Source organism: Streptomyces sp. PSU-S4-23 (assembly GCF_055632315.1).
This window is the reverse complement of the sequence record NZ_JBVMUU010000002.1, coordinates 2,903,844-2,923,446: the sequence shown is the minus strand read 5'-3', so window position 1 is coordinate 2,923,446 and position 19,603 is coordinate 2,903,844. Positions and strand designations below refer to the sequence as shown.

15 protein-coding genes are annotated in these 19,603 nt (G+C 72.9%); 8 read left to right on the top strand and 7 right to left on the bottom strand.

All coding sequences use genetic code 11. The features are described from left to right. Nucleotides 1-99 precede the first annotated feature (99 nt). The 3 genes from ACZ79I_RS13885 to ACZ79I_RS13875 all read right to left on the bottom strand — a co-directional run bounded on the left by ACZ79I_RS13885 (nucleotide 100) and on the right by ACZ79I_RS13875 (nucleotide 3,443). Nucleotides 100-1,311 carry an ROK family transcriptional regulator gene (locus tag ACZ79I_RS13885; RefSeq protein ID WP_471497400.1) on the bottom strand — a complete coding sequence of 404 codons (1,212 nt, stop codon included), beginning with the start codon at nucleotides 1,309-1,311 and terminating at the stop codon, nucleotides 100-102. 218 nt (nucleotides 1,312-1,529) lie between these two features. Further along, entirely contained in the window at nucleotides 1,530-2,150 is a 621-nt protein-coding gene (locus ACZ79I_RS13880) for a Uma2 family endonuclease (protein WP_471497398.1), read from the bottom strand. 198 nt (nucleotides 2,151-2,348) lie between these two features. After that, nucleotides 2,349-3,443 (bottom strand): mechanosensitive ion channel family protein, encoded by a 1,095-nt coding sequence (locus ACZ79I_RS13875; protein ID WP_471497396.1) that lies wholly within the window; start codon nucleotides 3,441-3,443, stop codon nucleotides 2,349-2,351. A gap of 318 nt (nucleotides 3,444-3,761) precedes the next feature. Here ACZ79I_RS13875 and ACZ79I_RS13870 point away from each other — a divergent pair, with 318 nt between their 5' ends. From ACZ79I_RS13870 to ACZ79I_RS13855, 4 genes are all read left to right on the top strand, one after another. Then, on the top strand, nucleotides 3,762-4,298 hold the full coding sequence (locus tag ACZ79I_RS13870) for an HNH endonuclease (RefSeq protein ID WP_388379759.1): 537 nt from the start codon (nucleotides 3,762-3,764) through the stop codon (nucleotides 4,296-4,298). A 266-nt stretch (nucleotides 4,299-4,564) separates the two neighbouring features. Next, nucleotides 4,565-4,825: a hypothetical protein gene (locus tag ACZ79I_RS13865; protein WP_471497394.1), complete on the top strand. Its 261-nt coding sequence runs from the start codon at nucleotides 4,565-4,567 to the stop codon at nucleotides 4,823-4,825. Then, nucleotides 4,826-6,982: a 4-alpha-glucanotransferase gene (gene malQ, locus ACZ79I_RS13860; RefSeq protein ID WP_471497392.1), complete on the top strand. Its 2,157-nt coding sequence runs from the start codon at nucleotides 4,826-4,828 to the stop codon at nucleotides 6,980-6,982. A gap of 152 nt (nucleotides 6,983-7,134) precedes the next feature. Next, on the top strand, nucleotides 7,135-7,374 hold the full coding sequence (locus tag ACZ79I_RS13855) for a hypothetical protein (RefSeq protein WP_381092309.1): 240 nt from the start codon (nucleotides 7,135-7,137) through the stop codon (nucleotides 7,372-7,374). Nucleotides 7,375-7,528: 154 nt separating this feature from the next. Here ACZ79I_RS13855 and ACZ79I_RS13850 read toward each other — a convergent pair whose 3' ends face one another. Then, nucleotides 7,529-8,098 carry a TetR/AcrR family transcriptional regulator gene (locus ACZ79I_RS13850; RefSeq protein ID WP_471497390.1) on the bottom strand — a complete coding sequence of 190 codons (570 nt, stop codon included), beginning with the start codon at nucleotides 8,096-8,098 and terminating at the stop codon, nucleotides 7,529-7,531. Nucleotides 8,099-8,215: 117 nt separating this feature from the next. On the opposite strand from ACZ79I_RS13850, the gene ACZ79I_RS13845 reads away from it, so the two are divergent. After that, on the top strand, nucleotides 8,216-9,688 hold the full coding sequence (locus ACZ79I_RS13845) for an FAD-dependent monooxygenase (protein WP_471497388.1): 1,473 nt from the start codon (nucleotides 8,216-8,218) through the stop codon (nucleotides 9,686-9,688). Between the two features lie 253 nt (nucleotides 9,689-9,941). Here ACZ79I_RS13845 and pepN read toward each other — a convergent pair whose 3' ends face one another. Continuing rightward, on the bottom strand, nucleotides 9,942-12,548 hold the full coding sequence (pepN, locus tag ACZ79I_RS13840; RefSeq protein WP_471497387.1) for an aminopeptidase N: 2,607 nt from the start codon (nucleotides 12,546-12,548) through the stop codon (nucleotides 9,942-9,944). 215 nt (nucleotides 12,549-12,763) lie between these two features. On the opposite strand from pepN, the gene ACZ79I_RS13835 reads away from it, so the two are divergent. Continuing rightward, on the top strand, nucleotides 12,764-13,300 hold the full coding sequence (locus tag ACZ79I_RS13835; RefSeq protein ID WP_471497385.1) for a DUF1203 domain-containing protein: 537 nt from the start codon (nucleotides 12,764-12,766) through the stop codon (nucleotides 13,298-13,300). A 33-nt stretch (nucleotides 13,301-13,333) separates the two neighbouring features. Here the strand turns inward: ACZ79I_RS13835 and ACZ79I_RS13830 are convergent, their stop codons facing one another. After that, nucleotides 13,334-14,350 (bottom strand): aspartate-semialdehyde dehydrogenase, encoded by a 1,017-nt coding sequence (locus tag ACZ79I_RS13830; protein WP_471497384.1) that lies wholly within the window; start codon nucleotides 14,348-14,350, stop codon nucleotides 13,334-13,336. Between the two features lie 468 nt (nucleotides 14,351-14,818). Between ACZ79I_RS13830 and ACZ79I_RS13825 the strand changes: the two genes are divergently transcribed. Then, nucleotides 14,819-15,352, top strand: coding sequence for an RNA polymerase sigma factor (locus ACZ79I_RS13825; protein WP_471497382.1), 534 nt, complete (start codon nucleotides 14,819-14,821; stop codon nucleotides 15,350-15,352). 1 nt (nucleotide 15,353) lies between these two features. Next, nucleotides 15,354-16,124 (top strand): hypothetical protein, encoded by a 771-nt coding sequence (locus ACZ79I_RS13820; RefSeq protein ID WP_471497380.1) that lies wholly within the window; start codon nucleotides 15,354-15,356, stop codon nucleotides 16,122-16,124. Nucleotides 16,125-16,211: 87 nt separating this feature from the next. On the opposite strand, the gene ACZ79I_RS13815 is transcribed toward ACZ79I_RS13820, so the two are convergent. Further along, on the bottom strand, nucleotides 16,212-19,529 hold the full coding sequence (locus ACZ79I_RS13815) for a S8 family serine peptidase (RefSeq protein ID WP_471497378.1): 3,318 nt from the start codon (nucleotides 19,527-19,529) through the stop codon (nucleotides 16,212-16,214). Nucleotides 19,530-19,603 lie beyond the last annotated feature (74 nt).

Genomic DNA, 19,603 nt, shown 5'->3' with positions numbered 1-19,603 from the left:
GACTTCGGGCATGACGGGGTCTCCCTGGGACGGGCTGTGGTGTGGATGCGGGCGGGTGCCGGGTTCGGGGGCGGGAACGGGGCGGGGCCCGGCGGGTGCTCAGTGCGAGGTGTCGAAGACCTCGTCGCGGGTGGCGGCGAGGGCGCTCTCCAACGCGCCGCGCAGCACGGGGTGTTCATGTACGTCGCCGACGACGAGGCGCGGCCGGGACGCGGCCAGCTCCTCCAGTTCGGCCTGGAGCAGGGACCGCAGCGGTTCGCCCCCGGCGGTGAGGCAGGCGCCGCTGAGGACGACGAGTTCGGGGTCGAGTACGGAGACGAGCGAGGCCAGACCGGTGGCGAGCCGGGTCGCGTACGCCTCCAGCAGCCGGCGGTGGGGGCCCGTGGCGCTGTCGGCGCCCAGGCCCACGAGGGTGGCGGCGACCTCGGCGTACGGGCCGGTGGGCACGTCGGTGATGCCGAGTTCGCGGGCGAGTTCGGGAACGGCCTGCGATCCGGCCAGTTCCTGGTAGCCGCCGCTGTTCGCCCTGGTCACCTGGCGGACCAGGGGAGCGCCGGGCACCGGCAGGAAGCCGACCTCGCCGGCACCGCCGGTCCAGCCGCGGTGCAGCCGGCCGCCGAGGACGAGCGCGGCGCCCAGACCGCCCTCGTTCCACAGCAGTACGAAGTCGTCGTGCCCCCTGGCGGCGCCGAGGCGCTGTTCGGCGAGGGCGACGAGGTTGACGTCGTTCTCGTACTCGACGGGCATCGGGAGGGCGGCGGCGAGATCGTCGAGCAGTGTGGGGGAGTGCCAGCCGGGCAGGTGGGAGGCGTAGCGCAGCCGGCCGGTGTTGGGGTCGAAGGCGCCCGGGGTGCCGATGACGACCCGGTGCACGTCCGCGACGGCGAGCCCGGCGGCCTTCACCGCGCCGTCGAGGGCGTCGGTGACCTGCCGTACCACCGGTTGTGCCGGACGGCGGCCCGGCGTCGGCAGCTCGTACTCGCCCACCGTCCTGCCGGTGATGTCGGCGACTGCGGCGTGGATGCGCTCGGGGGTGACGTCGAGTCCGGCGACATGGGCCGCGGCCGGATTGACCACGTACAGCTGGGCGTTGGGTCCGGGCCGGCCCTCGCTGGTGCCGGTCATCAGGACGAGGCCGGCGGCTTCCAGGCGGGCGAGCAGCTGGGAGGCGGTGGGCTTCGACAGGCCGGTGAGCTTGCCGATGCGGGTGCGGCTGAGCGGACCGTGCTCCAGGAGCAGATCGAGGGCGGCGCGGTCGTTCATGGCGCGCAGCACGCGCGGGGTGCCCGGCGTACCGGCGGATCCTGCCATGTGTGTCGCCACCTGCCTTTCAACGGTCCAGCTTCTCAGCGGGGCCGTCGGGAAGTCCACCGGGTGATCGTCCCGGGGGCGGGCCCTGTCCGGGCGCACCCTCGCGAAGACCACTGTTAGGAAAGTTTCCTATTGCGGTGACAGGAAGGTAGCCAAGGGGCGCGGGGGCGTCAAGGGTGGGCCGTGGTGGCAGCCGGCTCGTTGCGCGGGTCTCCGGCTCAGCTCTCCAGGAACGGAGCCGTGTCCAGGGCGGGGTAGGGGGCCGGGAGGGGGAGGGGCTCTCCGAGGTGCACCTTGGACTCGTTGCCGTAGTACGCCTTGGTGGAGCCGCCGGGGGGCGTGACCGGGTCGGTGTAGCAGTGGGCCGTCCCGGTGTTGCGGTTGATCAGGACGTAGACCGGGACGCCGGTCGCCGCGTAGGTGCGCAGCTTGGGGCCGGTGTCGGTCTCGTGGTTGGTGGACGTGACCTCGCCGACCAGCGCGATCATGTCGATGGGGTACCAGCCCTTGTGTGCCTTGCGGTACGACTCGTCGAGCTCGGTCGCCCTGCGGCGACGGACGTAGAAGTCGGGGATGACCAGCGCCTGCGTCCGGCCGTCCTTGTGTGCGACACGGAAGCCCATTCCGAATCCCGCCAGGGCGAAACCCGCACTGTTGAACTGGAGAAACAGCTGCGCGATGCCGTCGCTGTGTTCTTCGTCCGGCTGAGGCGGCACGATGCCCGTCTCCTCGATGTACTGCGGCCGAATCGGCATCTCGGACGCCTCTTCGAACGCGATCAACAGGTCGATGGGGTCCACCTGCGTCATGACCGGCTCCATGATCGGTTCGGCGCTCATCGCTGGTTCTCCTCGTCACACTGGTGCCAGGCTACGCCCACGCCGGGTGCCCCGGGGGGAGCATGCGTGACCTCGTTGGGCCGCTGACCTGCAGAATCGTTGCCGTTCACTCGAACGAGTGTGCCGAACCGTTACGCTGCCCGGACGGGACGAGGCGGCCCCCGGGCATCCCGGGCGCCGCCTCCCCCGTACGGTCTCTTACTTCGCCGCCGGCCGCGCTGGCGGTATCGGCGCCGCCGTCTCCGCCTGCGGGGACGCCGCGTCGGAGTACACCGCCGGGGCCGCGACGGCCGCCGTCGGGTCCGGGGCCGGGTCCTCCTCCGCCGGTGCCGTCGCGCCGCCGACGATGCGGATGTCCGCCGCGTCGAAGGCCCGCTTGATGCGCCAGCGCAGCTCGCGCTCGACCGTGAGCGCCTTGCCGGGCATCGTCTTGGCCGACACGCGCACGACCATCGAGTCGAGCAGCACGCTGTCCAGGCCGAGCACCTCGACCGGGCCCCACAGGAGCTCGTTCCAGGGCTCCTCCTTGCTCATCCGCTCGGCGACGCCGTCCAGGGTGGCCTTCACCCTGTCCAGGTCCTCGGAGGCCCGGACCGTCACGTCGACGCCCGCCACCGCCCAGCCCTGGGAGAGGTTGCCGATGCGCTTGACCTCGCCGTTGCGGACGTACCAGATCTCGCCGCCGGCGCCCCGCAGCTTCGTCACGCGCAGGCCCACCTCGACCACCTCGCCGGTGGCCACCCCCGCGTCGATGGTGTCGCCCACGCCGTACTGGTCCTCGAGAATCATGAACACGCCGGACAGGAAGTCCGTCACGAGGTTGCGGGCACCGAAACCGATCGCCACACCCGCGACACCGGCGGAGGCCAGCAGCGGTGCCAGGTTGATCTGGAAGGTCGCCAGGACCATCAGCGCCGCCGTGCCCAGGATGAGGAACGAGGCCACCGAGCGCAGCACCGAGCCGATCGCCTGCGAGCGCTGCCGGCGGCGCTCGGCGTTCACCAGCAGACCGCCGAGCGTCGTGCCCTCCGCCGTCTCGGCCGTACGGCTCATACGGTCGATCAGCTTGGTGATCGCCCGCCGCACCACCACCCTCAGCACCGCCGCGATCACCAGGATGAGTACGACCCTGAGGCCGATCGCGAGCCACGTCGACCAGTTCTGCTCGACCCAGCTCGCGGCGTTGGTCGCGGTGTGCTGGGCGTCCTGGAGCGTCGCGGTCGCCGGGTCCTCCGTCGAGGTCGGGGACGGTGACGGAGCGGCGCCGACGGCCGGCAGGGCGGGCAGGGACACGGCAGGTACCTCCTGGTGCAGGCGCTGCCTCCGGTGTGAGCGGTCAGGTCACGGAAAGGTCACCGGACGGGCAGGCTCACCACACTAACGGGGCATCGTGTGGGGATCACGGCGATGTTCGAAGGACGGCCCGTGCGCACCCGGAGAAGTACCGGGGGAGGCAAGGGGGCGCGCGGCACGGGACACGCCGGGTGTGGTCGAAAACACTCCCAGCCCGTTACCGGGACATGGTGGCGCTTCCACCAGGCATGAGGGGAGACTGACTGCAGATCGTCCCGGCGCGAGCCACGCGCCGCCGGCGTACAAGGAGGCATATCCGTGCCGCACGTCCTGGTCCTCAACGCGTCGTACGAGCCACTCGGCGTCGTACCGCTCCGCCGCGCGCTCGTCCTCGTCCTCGAGAACAAGGCCGTCTGCCTCGAGGAGTCCGGCGCCTACATGCACAGCGCAACCGTCACCGTCCCCGCGCCCAGCGTGGTCCGGCTGAAGCGATTCGTGCGGGTTCCCTACCGGGGGCCCGTTCCTCTTACCCGGCGCGCGCTCTTCGCGCGTGACGGCGGCCGGTGCATGTACTGCGGTGGCGTCGCAACCAGCGTCGACCACGTCATTCCGCGCAGCCGCGGTGGTCAGCACGTCTGGGACAACGTGGTGGCGTCCTGCCGCCGCTGCAACCACGTCAAGGCCGACCGCCATCTCTTCGAGATCGGCTGGCGGCTCCGTCACAAACCCGCGCCGCCCACCGGTCTGGCGTGGCGCATCATCGGCACCGGACATAGGGACCCGCGCTGGCTGCCATACCTGCGGCCGTACGGCGCGGACGACGCCCTGGCCCGGATCGACGGCATTTCCGCCTGACGATCCGGGCCTTCGCGTTTCCCGGGGCGCCGCCCCGCGCGCACCTCGGATCCGGCCCCGGGAGCCCCCGTGCTCCCGGGGCCGGACGTCATGCGCCGCCGGACGTCATGCGTGACGCGACTCCGTCCTCCTCGGCGGCGCGGACGCCTCGCCCTGGTACGGTCTGTGACCGAACGCACGTTGTCCGTCCTCGTACGTCTGCGACCGCGCCCGCTGGGTAGGGCTGCTTTCACCCGCAACCGTCGTACGACGACAAGGAGGCCCCCGTGGCCGCACCGGCACACCCCCCGCTCCCCGCCCTGTCCAAACGCGAGGCGGAGCCGCCCGCCGAACCCCGGACCGCGCTGTGCGTCCTCAGCGCCGAGGGCGCCCGGGCCGAGGCGCCGCTGACCAGCGAGCCGCCGCTGCCCGACGCCGAGCCCCTCACCAGCGAACCCCCGCTCACCGATCCCGCGCCGCTGACCAGCGAGCCCGCCACCGCCGTCCCCGACCGCACGGGGTGCTACCCGGACCGTACGGGGTACTAGATGCCGGCCGACCCCGCGCGCGACGGGACGCCGCTGGCCCGCCTCGCCGCGCTGCACGGCGTCGCCACCTCCTACCACCCGGCCCCGGACCGCACGGTCGCGGCGTCGGACACCGCGGTCACCGCGGCCCTGGCCGCGCTCGGTGTCGACGCGAGCACCCCGGACGCCGTACGCCACGCCCTCGCCTCCCGCGAGCGGGAACTGCGCGGGAGGCTGCTGCCGCCGACCGTGGTCGGCTGGGGCGGACGGCCGCCCGACGCGCTCGCCGGCCTCCCGGACGGCACCCGCCTGAGGATCGTGACCGAACAGGGTGAGACGCGCGCCTCGGCCGAGCACCTCCCGCCCGGCGTCCACGCGCTGCACGCCACCGCACCCGACGGACGCACCGCGGACGCCCACCTGGTCGCGGCCCCCGCCCGGCTGCCCGCGCCGCCCGCCCGCTCGTACGGACTGCTCGTCCAGCTCTACTCCCTCCTCTCCCGCCGCTCCTGGGGCATGGGCGACCTCGGCGACCTCACCGAGCTGACCGCATGGGCCGGCCGGGCGCTCGGCGCCGGGTTCGTGCAGGTCAACCCGTTGCACGCGGCCGTGCCCGGCGGGGCCGCGTCCGGCGCCCCCACGGACCCCTCCCCCTACCGTCCCTCCTCCCGCCGCTACCCGGACCCCGTGCACCTGCGCATCGAGGACGTCCCCGAGTTCGCGTACGCCGAGGACCACGGCCGCGTCCGTACGCTGCTTCAGCGCGCAGCGCGGCTGCGGGAATCCGTGCTGGACAAGGGCGAGCTGATCGACCGCGACGCCGTGTGGGAGCTCAAGCGCGAGGCGCTGGAACTCGTGCACGCCGTGCCCCTCGGACCCGGCCGGCGCGCCGCGTACGCCGACTTCCTCGCCGAGGAGGGCGAGGCACTGGAGGACCACGCGACCTGGTGCGCGCTCGCGGAGGTGTACGGCTCCGACTGGCACGGCTGGCCGTCCCGGCTGCGCGATCCGCGTTCGTCCGCCACTGCCCGCGCACGCGCCGAGCTGATGGACCGCGTCGACTTCCACAGCCGGCTGGCCTGGCTGACCGACGCCCAGCTCGCCACCGCGCAACGCACCGCGCGCGACGCCGGGATGGCGGTCGGGCTCGTCCACGACCTCGCGGTCGGCGTGCACCCGGGCGGCGCCGACGCCTGGGCGCAGCAGGAGTACCTCGCGGCCGGGATGTCGGTGGGCGCCCCGCCGGACGCCTTCAACCCGCGCGGCCAGGACTGGGGTCTGCCGCCCTGGCGCCCCGACCGCCTCGCCGCCTCCGGTTACGCCCCCTACCGGCGGCTTCTGCGCGCCCTGTTCCGGCATGCGGGCGCCCTGCGCGTCGATCACGTCATGGGCCTGTTCCGGCTGTGGTGGGTGCCCCAGGGGCAGCCGCCCACGGAGGGGACCTATGTCCGCTACGACGCCGAGGCGATGCTCGCCGTCCTGGTCCTGGAGGCGGCGCGCGCCGGGGCGCTGGTCATCGGCGAGGACCTGGGGACGGTGGAGCCCGGTGTCCGGGAGGCGCTGCACGAGCGCGGGGTGCTCGGCACATCCGTCCTGTGGTTCGAACGCGACTGGGAGGGCACCGGACGGCCGCTGCCGCCGGAGCGCTGGCGGGCGGACTGCCTGGCCACCGCCACCACCCACGACCTGCCGCCCACGGCCGCCCGGCTGGCGGGCGAGCACGTCGAACTCCGTGACCGGCTCGGCCTGCTGACCCGCTCCCTGGACCAGGAACGCGCCGAGGCGGCCGCCGACACCCGCGAATGGCTCGCCCTGCTCTCCCGGCTCGGACTGCTGAAGGGGGCTAGCGGCGGGGGCTCGGCGGTGTCGGAGGAGTCCGAGGTCCAGGCCGTCCACCGGTTCCTGGTGCGCACCCCCGCCCGGCTGATCGGGGTCTGGCTGCCCGACGCGGTGGGCGACCGGCGCCCGCAGAACCTCCCGGGCACCTGGGACCAGTACCCCAACTGGCGGCTGCCGATCGCGGATGCGGAGGGGCGCCCGGTGACCCTGGAGGAGCTCGCGGCCTCACCGCGCCTGCACGCGCTCGTGAGCGTGGTGCGGGGCGGGGGCGACGACGGCGGGGGCGACGGTGGCGGGGGCGGCGGCAGGGGGAGGGGCGAGGCGGACGGGCGGCGGTGAGCCAGGTCGCGCGCCAGGCCGCGTGCTGGGGTGCGCGCCGGGGTGTGCGCGGGCCGTCCGCCTGGGCCGTGCGCGGGGCCGCGACCGGTCGCCGTGCCTCGTACGGGCACCCCGGGCGCGCGCGCTCTTCGGGCGTTCGCTACTTTTGCACCGTGGACAAGAAGAACGCCCTGCGCGCCGGCGCCCTGGCCGCCGGTACGACGCTGATGATGCTGCTCATGTCGTCCCCCGCGCTCGCGCTGACGCGCGACGACGGCGACGACCCCGGTCAGGGCCTGAGCGTGGTGGACACGCTGGGGCTCTTTGTGGCACTGCCGGTCGTGATGTTCCTGGTCATCGGCGGTCTCGTAATGGTCCTGGACAAGTCCCGCAAGCAGCAGAAGCAGGGCTGACACCTCTCTCCGTACATCCGTCGAGGGAGCCCGCACACCCATCCGGTGCGCGGGCTCCCTCGACGTGTCTCCGCCCCGGCGCACGCGAGGGCCGAGGGCCGTGCCCCACGGGTGCACGGCGGCCCAGGGGTGCACGGCGCCGGGTGCACGCGCTCTACGGGTGCGGCGCCGTCAGGTAGCGCTGCACGGTCGGTCCCAGCCAGGCCACGATCTCCTCGCGGGCCAGTGCGACGGCCGGCGGGAACTTCAGCACGTAGCGCGTGAGCGCCATCCCCAGCACCTGTGACGCGATGAGCCCGGCGCGGGCCGATGCCTGCTCGGGGTCCGGGCAGACCTGCCGTGCGATGGGCAGCAACTGGTCCCGGAAGATCCCCTGGAGCCGCTCGGCCCCGGCCGCGTTGGTGACGCCGACGCGCAGCATCGCCGTGAGCGCCTCCAAGTTGTCCTCCCAGACGGAGAGGAAGTGCGTCACCAGGACCTCGCCCGCGTCGTGCCGCCGCAGTCGCACGGGTTCGGGCAGCCGTAGGTCGACGTTGAGGACCGCGTCGAACAGGCCCTCCTTGGAGCCGAAGTAGCGCATCACCATGGAGGGATCGATCCGCGCGTCCCTGGCGATCGCGCGGATGGTGGCGCGCTCGTAGCCCTCGGAGGCGAAGCGTTCCCGCGCGGCGGCGAGGATCGCGGTGCGGGTGGCGTCGGATCGGCGGGGTGGGGTCTCAGCCATGCCAACAAGCGTAGGCCAACAAGTGTTGACAGTCCAGAGAGGTCCACCTATGTTGGCAAACAAGCGTTGGCAAACGAGCGTTGGCCTACAGGTGTAGGCAGGCATCAGGAGGCCGCCATGGCAGGCAAGACCCGCACCACCGCTTCGGGCAACGGTGTCACCGACGGCGTCCTCGTCGTCGGGGCCGGCCCCACGGGGCTCCTTCTCGCCGGTGACCTCGCTTCCGCGGGTGTCCCCGTCACCCTCGTCGAGAAGCGCCCCCACAAGATCAGCAACCTCTCCCGTGCCTTCATCCTGCACGCCCGCACCCTGGAGCAGCTCGACGCCCGCGGGCTCGCCGGCGAACTGGAGGCCGCGGGGCAGCCGCTCTCCGACATCCGGCTCTTCAGCCGGCTCACCATCCGGCTCGACACCCTTCCCTCCCGCTTCAAGCACCTTCTCGTCCTGCCGCAGCACGAGGTGGAGCGGGCACTGGAGCGGCGTGCGGCCGAGGCCGGGGTGCGGTTCGTGTACGAGACCGAGGTCACCGGCCTGAGCCAGGACGGCGACGGTGTGACGCTCCAGGTCCGTGGCGCGGACGGTGAGCCGGGCGAGCTGCGCGCGGCCTACGCCGTCGGCACCGACGGACTGCACAGCGCCGTGCGCGAGGCCGTCGGGCTGCCCTTCCCCGGGCGGTCCGTCATCCGTTCCGTCGTCCTCGCCGACGTCCTCCTGGACGAGAAGCCCGAGCAGGTGCTGACCGCCAGCGCCGTCGGCGACGCGTTCGCCTTCCTCGCGCCCTTCGGTGACGGCTACTACCGCGTCATCGGCTGGCACCGCGGGCGTGATGTCCCCGACACCGCACCGCTCGGCCTGGACGAGGTCAGGGAGACCGTCCGGCTCGCGCTCGGCCGCGACTTCGGCATGCGAGACGCCCGCTGGATGTCCCGCTTCCACAGCGACGAGCGCCAGGCGCCCGCCTACCGCGTCGGCCGTGTCCTCCTCGCCGGTGACGCCGCGCACGTGCACACCCCGGCGGGCGGCCAGGGGATGAACACCGGCCTGCAGGACGCCGCGAACCTCTCCTGGAAGCTCGCCGCGGTCCTGCGCGGCCACGCCGGCCCGGCCCTCCTCGACACCTACGAGTCGGAGCGCCACCCGGTCGGCAGGGCCGTGCTGCGCAGCAGCGGCGGGATCGTCCGGCTCGCCATGGCCAAGCGTCCCTGGACCCTGGCGCTGCGCGCGGCGCTGACCACCGTCGTCAACCGTGTCGGCCCGGTCCGGCGGCGCGTGGTGGGCCAGATCACCGGCATCGGGTACGCGTACGCCGCCCCGCGCGGGGCGCACCCGCTGGCCGGCAGGCGCATGCCCGACGTCACCCTCACCACCGGCCGGCTGTACGAGGCCCTGCGCGGCGGCCGGTTCGTCCTCGTCACCCCGCGGGAGTACGAGGTGGGCGCCCGCGCGGACCGGCTGGCGGTGGCGCACTGGGCGGGCGGGCGCCGCACGACCGTCCTCGTGCGTCCGGACGGATACGTCGCCTGGGCCGCGGAGTCGCCCGACGCCGCGCAGCTGGAGGAGGCGCTGCTCCGCTGGACGGGCCGGAGGTGACGGTACCGGCGAGCAACTGCCGCAGCAGGCCAGCCAGTTGGCCGGCCTGCTGCGCGTCCGGCCCCCGCCGCGCCCCTCGACCTCGCGTCCGTCGTCCTGTCGCTGCGCGAGATCGGCACCCGCCACGGCAGAGACCGAGCCGGGTCTCCCGCCGGCGGGCGGGCGTCCTCGGCGGCGTGCCGCACCCCCGGCAGGCGCTGAGCGCACGAAAGGGCGCCCGGCCGGGCACCGGGCGCCCTCGTCGTAGCGGTGACTACCGTGCCGCCGCGTCCGCCGCCTGTGCCTTCAGGGCGCGTTCGATGCCCGCGCGGGACTCCGAGATCAGGCGCCGCAGCGCGGGGCTGGGGTCGGCAGAGGCCAGCCAGGCGTCGGTCTTCTCCAGGGTCTCCTGGGAGACCTGGATCGACGGGTAGAGCCCGACCACGATCTGCTGGGCCATCTCGTGGGAACGGGAGTCCCAGACGTCCTTGACCGACTCGAAGTACGCGTCCGCGTACGGGGCGAGCAGTTCGCGCTGGTCGGTCTGGACGAAGCCCGCGATCACGGCCTCCTGCACCGCGTTCGGCAGCTTGTCGGACTCCACCACCGACGCCCACGCCTCGGCCTTCGCCTCCGGGGTCGGACGGGCGGCCCGGGCGGTCGCCGCGTGCCGCTCACCGGCCGCCGTCTTGTCGCGCTCCAGCTCGCCCGCGATCTCCGCCTCGTCGAAGCGGCCCACCGCCGCGAGCCGCTCCAGGAACGTCCAGCGCAGCTCGGTGTCCACGACCAGCCCCTCGACGGTCTCCGACCCGTCCAGGAGCGCCTCCAGCAGGTCCAGCTGCTCCGGCGTACGGGCGGTCGCCGCGAAGGCGCGCGCCCACGCCAGCTGGTGATCGCTGCCGGGCTCGGCGGCCCGCAGATGCGCGAGGGTGGCATCCGTCCACCGGGTCAGCAGCGCCTCGCGCGCGGACGGGTCGGCGTACAGGTCGATCGCCAGCTTGACCTGGCGGTGCAGCGACTGCACGACACCGATGTCCGACTCCTTGCCGATGCCGGACAGGACGAGGGACAGATAGTCGCGGGTGGCGAGCTCCGCGTCGCGGGTCATGTCCCAGGCCGAGGCCCAGCACAGGGCGCGCGGCAGCGACGACTCGAAGTCGCCCAGGTGCCCGGTGACGAAGGCGAGGGACCGCTCGTCCAGGCGAACCTTCGCGTACGACAGGTCGTCGTCGTTGAGCAAGACCACGTCCGGGCGCCGACGGCCGGCCAGCTGCGGCACCGGCGTCAGCTCACCGTCGACGTCCAGCTCGATCCGGCCGGCCTCGTCGCGCAGCAGCTTGCCGCTGTCGTCGTCGAGGTCGTAGAGGCCGATGGCGATGCGGTGCGGGCGGAGGGTCCCACGCGACGGAGTCGCGTCATCGGATACTGCGCCCTTGGCACCGGCCGGGAGCGCCGGGGCCTCCTGGCGGACGGCGAAGGAGGTGATGACCCCGTTCGCGTCCGTCTCGATCTCCGGGCGCAGGACGTTGATGCCCGCGGTCTCCAGCCACTTCCGCGACCAGGTCTTCAGATCGCGGCCGGAGGTCTCCTCCAGGGCGCCCAGCAGATCCGACAGGCGCGTGTTGCCGTACGCGTGCCGCTTGAAGTAGGCCTGCACGCCCGCGAAGAACGCGTCCATGCCGACGTACGCGACGAGCTGCTTGAGGACCGAGGCGCCCTTGGCGTAGGTGATGCCGTCGAAGTTGACGAGGACGTCGTCCAGGTCCCGGATCTCGGCCATGATCGGGTGGGTCGACGGCAGCTGGTCCTGCCGGTACGCCCACGTCTTCATGGAGTTGGCGAACGTCGTCCAGGAGTGCGGCCATCGCGACTCGGGGTGGTACGCCTGGCAGGCGATGGAGGTGTAGGTGGCGAACGACTCGTTCAGCCACAGGTCGTTCCACCACTCCATGGTCACCAGGTCGCCGAACCACATGTGGGCCAGCTCGTGCAGGATCGTCTCCGCACGCACCTCGTACGCCGCGTCCGTCACCTTGGAGCGGAAGACGTACTGGTCGCGGATGGTGACCGCGCCCGCGTTCTCCATCGCGCCCGCGTTGAACTCCGGCACGAACAACTGGTCGTACTTCTTGAACGGGTAGGCGTAGTCGAACTTCTCCTGGAACCACTCGAAGCCCTGCCGGGTCACGTCGAAGATCGCGTCCGAGTCGAGGAACTCGGCAAGGGAGGGCCGGCAGTAGATGCCGAGCGGGACACTCCGCCCGTCCTTCTCGTACACGCTGTGCACGGAGTGGTAAGGGCCCACGATCAGCGCCGTGACATACGTCGAGATCCGCGGCGTCGGCTCGAAGACCCAGACGTCGTCCTTCGGCTCCGGCGTGGGCGAGTTGGAGACGACGGTCCAGCCGGTGGGGGCCTTCACGGTGAACTGGAAGGTGGCCTTGAGATCCGGCTGCTCGAACGAGGCGAAGACCCGCCGGGCGTCCGGCACCTCGAACTGGGTGTAGAGGTACGCCTGCTGGTCGACCGGGTCGACGAAACGGTGAAGTCCCTCGCCGGTGTTGGTGTACGCGCAGTCGGCGACCACACGCAGCACGTTGCGGCCCTCCAGCAGCCCCGGGAGGGCGATCCGCGAATCCTCGAAGACCTCGGCGGGGTCGAGCGGATCACCGTTGAGGGTGATCTCGTGGACGGTAGGGGCCACCAGATCGACGAAGGACTCCGCACCGGTCTCGGCGGAGTCGAAGCGCACCGTGGTCACGGACCGGTAGGTGCCGCCCTCCTGCGCGCCGGAGAGGTCGAGATCGATCTCGTACGAGTCAACGGTCAGCAGCTTCGCCCGCTGCTGTGCCTCTTCGCGAGTCAGGTTTGTGCCAGGCACGCGGTCATCTCCTCGTTATGTGTGGGTTGCGCCATCCTTCCACGGCAGAACGCCGGGCGACGAGCAGGTGTGTGCGGTGCCGTCCGCGCTGTTCGGGGCCCGGTGCCGGGCGGCCGTCCGCCGCCGCCGCGGCCGCCGCCGGGCACCCCCGGGGCACCGAATGCGATGTCCATATCCCGCCGGTGGCCGTGGCCGCCGCGCGCGAGTCTGGGCGCATGACGACAGAGACGACCTCAGAGACGATCACAGTGGTGACGACGGACGCTACGACGCCCGCCACGGCCTACAGGGCCCGTCCCATCCCCCCGGCCGTCCTGCGGGACCTGCGGGAGCGCGACGACGCGGGGCGGGCGATGGCTCCCGTGACCGACGAGGAGGGCGGCGCGCCCCTGCGGTGCTGCCTGCGCCGCAGCGCCCCGGGGGAGCGCATCGCCCTCGTCTCCTACGCCCCGCTGCGCCGCTGGGCGGCGGAGACCGGCGCCCGGCCGGGGGCCTACGACGAGCAGGGGCCGGTGTTCGTCCACGCCGAGGAGTGCGGCGGACCCGACGGGGACGGCTACCCGTTCCCGGGCGCCCACCGCACGGTCCGCCGCTACTCGGCCGACGGGCACATCCTGGGCGGACGCCTGGTGGCGGGCGCGGAGGACTTCGACGACGCCTTCGCGGAGGCGTTCGCGGATCCGGAGGTCGCACTCGTCCACGTCCGGGCCGTCGAGTACGGCTGCTTCCAGTTCGAGGTCCGCAGGGACTGATCCCGCCGGGCCCGCCGACCGTGTGCGCCGGTGTCAGCCCCTGAGCTCCGCGGCCACCAGCTCCGCGATCTGCACGGCGTTGAGGGCCGCGCCCTTGCGGAGGTTGTCGTTGGAGACGAACAGGGCGAGGCCGTGCTCCACCGTCTCGTCCGTGCGGATGCGGCCCACGTACGACGGGTCCTTGCCGGCCGCCTGGAGCGGGGTCGGGATGTCGGAGAGGACCACGCCCGGGGCGGCGGCCAGCAGCTCCGTCGCGCGCTCCACCGTCAGCGGGCGCGCGAAGCGGGCGTTGACCTGGAGGGAGTGGCCGGAGAAGACCGGGACCCGTACACAGGTGCCGGAGACCTTCAGCCCGGGGATCTCCAGGATCTTGCGGGACTCGTTGCGGAGCTTGTGCTCCTCGTCGGTCTCGTTCAGGCCGTCGTCGACGAGGTTGCCGGCGAAGGGCACCACGTTGAAGGCGATCGGGCGCTTGTAGACCTGCGGCTCCGGGAAGTCGACCGCCTCCCCGTCGTGCGTCAGCTTGTCGGCGTCGGCGATCACCTTCTGCGCCTGCCCGTGCAGCTCCGCGACGCCCGCGAGGCCGGAGCCGGACACGGCCTGGTAGGTGGCGACGACGAGCGCCTCCAGGCCCGCCTCGGCGTGCAGCGGCTTCAGCACCGGCATCGCGGCCATCGTCGTGCAGTTCGGGTTGGCGATGATGCCCTTGGGCCGGTTCGCGATCGCGTGCGGGTTCACCTCGGACACCACCAGTGGCACGTCCGGGTCACGGCGCCAGGCCGAGGAGTTGTCGATCACGACCGCGCCCTGCGAGGCGACCTTCTCGGCTAGCGCCTTCGAGGTCGCGCCGCCCGCGGAGAACAGCACGATGTCCAGCCCCGTGTAGTCGGCGGTCGCCGCGTCCTCCACGGTCACCCCGTCGAGGACCGTCCCCGCCGAACGGGCCGAGGCGAACAGGCGCAGCTCGTCGACCGGGAAGTTCCGCTCGGCCAGAATCCTGCGCATGACCGTGCCGACCTGACCGGTGGCTCCGACGATTCCGACCCTCACGGCGACTCCTTTACCTGGCTTGCGTGTGCCGGCCCGCATGACCGGGGCCTCTCCATCATGCGTCTCACCCCGGCCCGCGTGTCCAATCCATTGCCCGAGGGCTGGGACGGGACCCGGGCTCGGCCCCCGGCCCGACGACCCGGCGGGCCGCCCGTCCCGATCCGGAGATATCCGCCCGGAACGCCCCGCGCACCGGAAGCCGTACGGGTCCGCCGCACCGGGGCCGGGCGATCGTCCAGCTCCGGGCACCGGCGGGCGGGGCGCGCCGTACGGCTCGTACGTGACCCTCGCCCCGGTTCGGGGCCCGGTGTGACGTACGCCTCCACGGACGTGTCGATGACGCGGCCTCCACGACTCCGTCGGTCCGCACGCCGGCGTCGGTCCGCCCGCAGGAGAAGACACGCCGGCGGGCGAACGTTCTGCCCCTCCCCGGCGTCGTAGGGGAAACACACGAGGGGAGGGGCGGCCGTGCTGCGCAGAAAGGCCCGCCGCGGGCCGGGGGCGGACCACGCGGTGGACGACCCCCTGGACGCGGCCCAGGAACGGCGGGTGCGGGCGGTGCTCGCGCTCGGCGGAGTGCCGCAGGCGGACCTGCCGGACGGGGTGCAGCAGGTCCGCCTGCGGTTGCTGGAGCGGACCGCGAGCGGGCGTGAGGCACCGCGCGACCTGTCGGCCTGGGCGGCGGTCGTCGCCTCCAACCTGGCGATGGACTGGCACCGGGCAAGGCGCCGCCAGGAGCGGCTCGGTGAGCGGCTGGCCGCGCTGCGGCCGGCGGAGCAGCCCTGCGGTGAGGACTCCCGCCTGCTCTCGCTCGCAGTCGCCCAGGGACTGGACGAGCTGCCCGGTCCCCAGCGCCAGGTCCTCGTGCTGCGTTTCTACGCTGATCTGCCGGTCCGGGGGATCGCGGAGGAACTCGGCATCCCCGAGGGCACGGTCAAGAGCAGGCTCCACTCGGCGGTCCGCGCGCTGCGCGACCGTCTGCACGAGGACGAGGTGGTGTGACGTGGCCGCCGAGTACGACGGCGCCGACGCGCTGTTGGCCGCGATCACCGGCGAGCCGCTGCCGGACGAGGCGCGCGACGATGCCGCCTTCACGGCCGAGTACCGGGCGGCACGGGCGGATGTGGCGCTGCTGCGGGAGCAACTGGGGATCATCGGGGACACGCTCGCGCGGCCCGCGGCGCGGCCCGCGCCGGTCGGGACGGCCGTCGGGACGCCCGCCGGGATGCCCGTAGGGACGCCCGTAGGGACGCCCCGGCCGGCGCCGAGGCCGTCGCGGAGGCGCCGGCGCCGGCCCGGCGTCCGCGCACTCGGTTTCGGCGTCCTCGTCACGGCGGTCGTCACCGCCGTGGTGCTCGGGACGGGATGGCTCGTCGCGCACGGCGGGCCCGGGGCCGACAGCAGTGCGGGTGCGAAGGCGTCCGACAGCCGCGCGGGGGACTCCCGCGACGAGGCCGGGTACCTCGCCTGCGCCCGGTTGGTCGTGGAGGGCAGGGTGACCGGCCTGCGGAACGTGCCCGACGGCAGCCGGTACCGGGTCACGGTGAGCGTCGATCGCTTCTACAAACCCGCGAGCGGCAAGGACGAGGTGAGCTTCCTCATGGACCCGGACGACGGTCCTCGGCCGCGTGAGGGCGAGCACGTCCTGGTCGGCGTCCGGCCCGGCGCGGCGGTGGCGGACCGCTGGGTCACCGGGGAGGCGGAGATCGCCCGCGAGCGCGCCCTCATCCTCGACGCGCTGCCGGCGTCCCGCACGATCACCTGTACGCCATGACACGGGGCGGGCGCCCGCTGCACCAGCGGACGCCCGCCCCGGGCGGCACCGGCCGGACACCGGCCGGTGCTCCTGCCACAGCCACCGCTACGGCGTGACCTTCTCGATCTTCACGCTGCCCACGCCCGCGACCGTGCCGCGGCCGTTCACCAGCTGGACCTGGCCGAAGAACTCCCGGCCCTCGGGCGCCGCCGCGGCCGCGGTGACCGTGCCGGACACCGTCGCGGAGTCACCCGTGCCGAGCTTCACCGGAGCCGACTCGTCGACGGCGACCCGGCCGAGCGCCGGGGAGAAGAACACGTCCCGGTAGTCGTACGCCGTCGAGCCGGACGGGACCGAGTAGCCCGCGATCTCGATGGTGTACGTCCCGGCGGCGGGCGAGGCGATGTGCACCGACTCCTCGGAGTCGCCGTCAGCGGACTGCGCGACCTGCTTGCCGTTCGCGTCGTAGACCGTCAGGTCGAGGTCGGCGGCGGTGTCGGACACGTTGCCGATGGCGACGTCCAGCGACGTGGCGCCCGCGGGCACCTCGACCGTGGTCGTCTGCGTCTCGGCGTCCTTGATGGTCGGCCGGTCCGTCTTCGAGGAGCCGAGCGGGCCGCCCTTGAGCGCCCCGTCGAGGGCCGCGTAGGAGTTGGTCACCTTCCAGGAGACGGCGGCCGGGGTGCCGACCTTGGCCTCGGGCACGGTCACGGTCTCCGGGTCGAAGGCCGCGCCGAGGACGGCGACGTCCAGCCGGTAGGGGTTGTCGAGCAGCGGCGACGTGCGGCGCGACTCGACCTCGATCTCCCAGACGCCGGCCTGCGGGTCCGCGTACGACCGCACGTCGGGCCTGCAGCCGTTGCCGTCGAGGTAGTTGTTGTAGCAGTTCGGCGTCGAGGTGCTGTCGACCGGGACGCCGTACGGGTGGATCGCGATGAACCGCGTCTGGCTCTTGTCCTGCAGCCCGCTCATCGCGACCTCCAGCGACTTCGCGCCCTCGGGGACGGTCACGAAGTACGACCGGGTGCTGTTGCGCTGCACCGAACCCGACGCCGAGTAGGTGTACGCGACGGGCGTCGAGACCACGACGGTGGTCAGGATCTGCTTGTCGACCCCCTCCGTCCAGGGGTCGTCGACCTCCAGGATCGCGCTCTTGACGCCCGCGGACGAGGGAGCGGCCTGGACCTTGACGGTGACCGGCTGGCCGAGCGGCAGCCTCACCAGGCCGGAGCCGACGATGCGGAAGGTGTCACCGGCGTTGTTCTCGAAGCGCAGCGTGTGCCACACCGCCCGGTCGGGGCCGGAGGTGCGGGTGACGGTGACGTCGTACGTCTTCCGCTCACCGGCCTTGAGGCCGCCCTCGCGGTCGTACAGGCCCGTGCCGAAGCCCGGGGTCTTCAGCGCGAAGTCGATCGCGGTGTCGACCGGGGCCTTCACCACGTAGTCGGATGTCGCGGCGTCGTGGGCGGCGGCGCCGTCCTTGATCGTGTCCCAGGCGTCCACGATGTCGATGAGTCCCGCGCCCTCCTCGTACGCCTGAACACCCTTGATGTGGTGGGCCGTCGAGGTCAGGGCCGTGCGCAGCGTCGCGGGCGTCAGGTCGATGCCCTTCTGCTTGGCGGCCGACAGGAGCAGGGCCGAGGCGCCGGCGGCCTGCGGGGAGGCCATCGAGGTGCCCTGGAGCATGGAGTAGCCGGCCGGCAGCGAGTAGCCCGCCTCGGCGACCGGGGAGCCCGGCAGCCAGGTCTGGGTGGAGTTGATCGCGGCGCCGGGCGCGACGAGCGTCGGAGTGAAGCCGCCGTCCTCACGCGGGCCGCGCGAGGAGAAGGGCATCATCGCGTACGTCTTCGTGACCTGGGAGCCGTAGTTGGCGGCCCAGGTGGCCCGGGAGATGCCCGCGCCGACGGAGATCACCTTGTCGGCGAGGCCGGGGTCGCCGATGGTGTTGGCGCCGGGGCCGGAGTTGCCCGCGGAGATCACCAGCTGGACGCCGTAGGTGTCGATGAGGCGCGTGTACAGCTCGGCGCGCGCGTTGTTGCCGTCGTTGAGCGCGGGCAGGCCGCCGATGGACATGTTGACGATGTCGACGCCGCGGTTGACGACGAGGTCGATCATGCCCTCGGTGAGCGCGACGTTGGTGCAGCCGCCGCTCCAGGTGCAGGCGCGGGAGGAGACGATCTTCGCGCCCGGCGCGGCACCGTTCATCTTCCCGCCGAACAGGCCGTTCGCCGAGGTGATGCCCGCCACGTGGGTGCCGTGCTCGGACTCGATGACGCCGATGTTGACGAAGTCGGCCTTCTTGCCGACCCAGGACCCGCCGTAGGGGTCCATCGGCACGTCCTTGCGTATCTCCACGACGAAGGGCTGCCGCTCGACGACGTCGGTCGCCGGGTCGTCGGTCCCGAAGTAGCCGATCTGGAAGCCGTCCTTGTACGGCTTCATCGGCTCGTCGTCGGTGAAGTCGTTGTTGTTGTTCAGGTCGACGCGGACCGTTCCGGCCGCCGCGTCGTAGAGGACGCCCCAGGAGTCGGTCGTGTCGCCGTCGCGGTTCGCGTCGCCCTTGGCGTCACCGCCCGCGGTCACGGACTCCTTGAAGACGCTGACCGCGTACGAGCCCGACGGCGCCGTCCAGGTCTTGCCGCCGTAGGTGAAGGTCGGTCCGGACACCGCGCTGACCATCGGGCGCCAGGTGGCGTCGCCGTCCACGATCGGGTCGGTGGCGGTCACCCAGTCGACGATCTTCCGCTCGCCGGTGGTGGTCTTCTGCAGCGCCGGGTGGCCGAGGTCCACGCCGGAGTCGAGGATGCCGATGGTGACGCCCCGGCCGTCCGCCTGCGGGTGCCGCTGGACGAACTCCACGGCGCCCGTCTCGAAGGACGGGTTGTACGGGTTGACGGCGGGGGTGTTCTCGCCGGGGCCGGAGTAGCCGGCCGTGCCCTGGGAGGAGGAGCCCTTCGCGGCGTCGGCGCTCGGCGCCGGGTCGTCGAGCGGGATCTCCTGCCGCAGGTCGATGGCGTGCACGGAGGAGAGCTTCGCGGCGGCGGCGATGGCCGCGTCCGCCTTCCCCGTCGGCACGGTGGCGCGGACGTAGCCGAGCCGGTCGTAGGTGCGGCCCACGGAGCCGCCCTTGACCGCGTCCATCTGCTGGGCGACCTGCTCGGTCTGCCCGGGCGCGGTCGCGATCATCATGGTGACGTTCTTGGCGCCGTCGGCCTTGGCCTCGGCGAGCAGGTCGGCGTCCTCCGAACCGAGCTTGGCGGCCGCGGACTTGACGGCCGGGTCGGCGGTGGGACGCTGGTCGGCGGAGTGGGCCAGGGGTATCGGTCCGGCCGCGGAGAGGGCGGCCACGAGACCCGCGGCCGCGGCTGTCCGGGCCATGCGTCTCGCGCCCGTTGCCGGGGTGCGGTGAGGGTCGGTGGTCATCGGCATCCCTTGTAGGTAAAGGAACGAAAGCGGTGCGGCCCGGACCGGAAGATCGATCGGTCCTCGCCACGGTC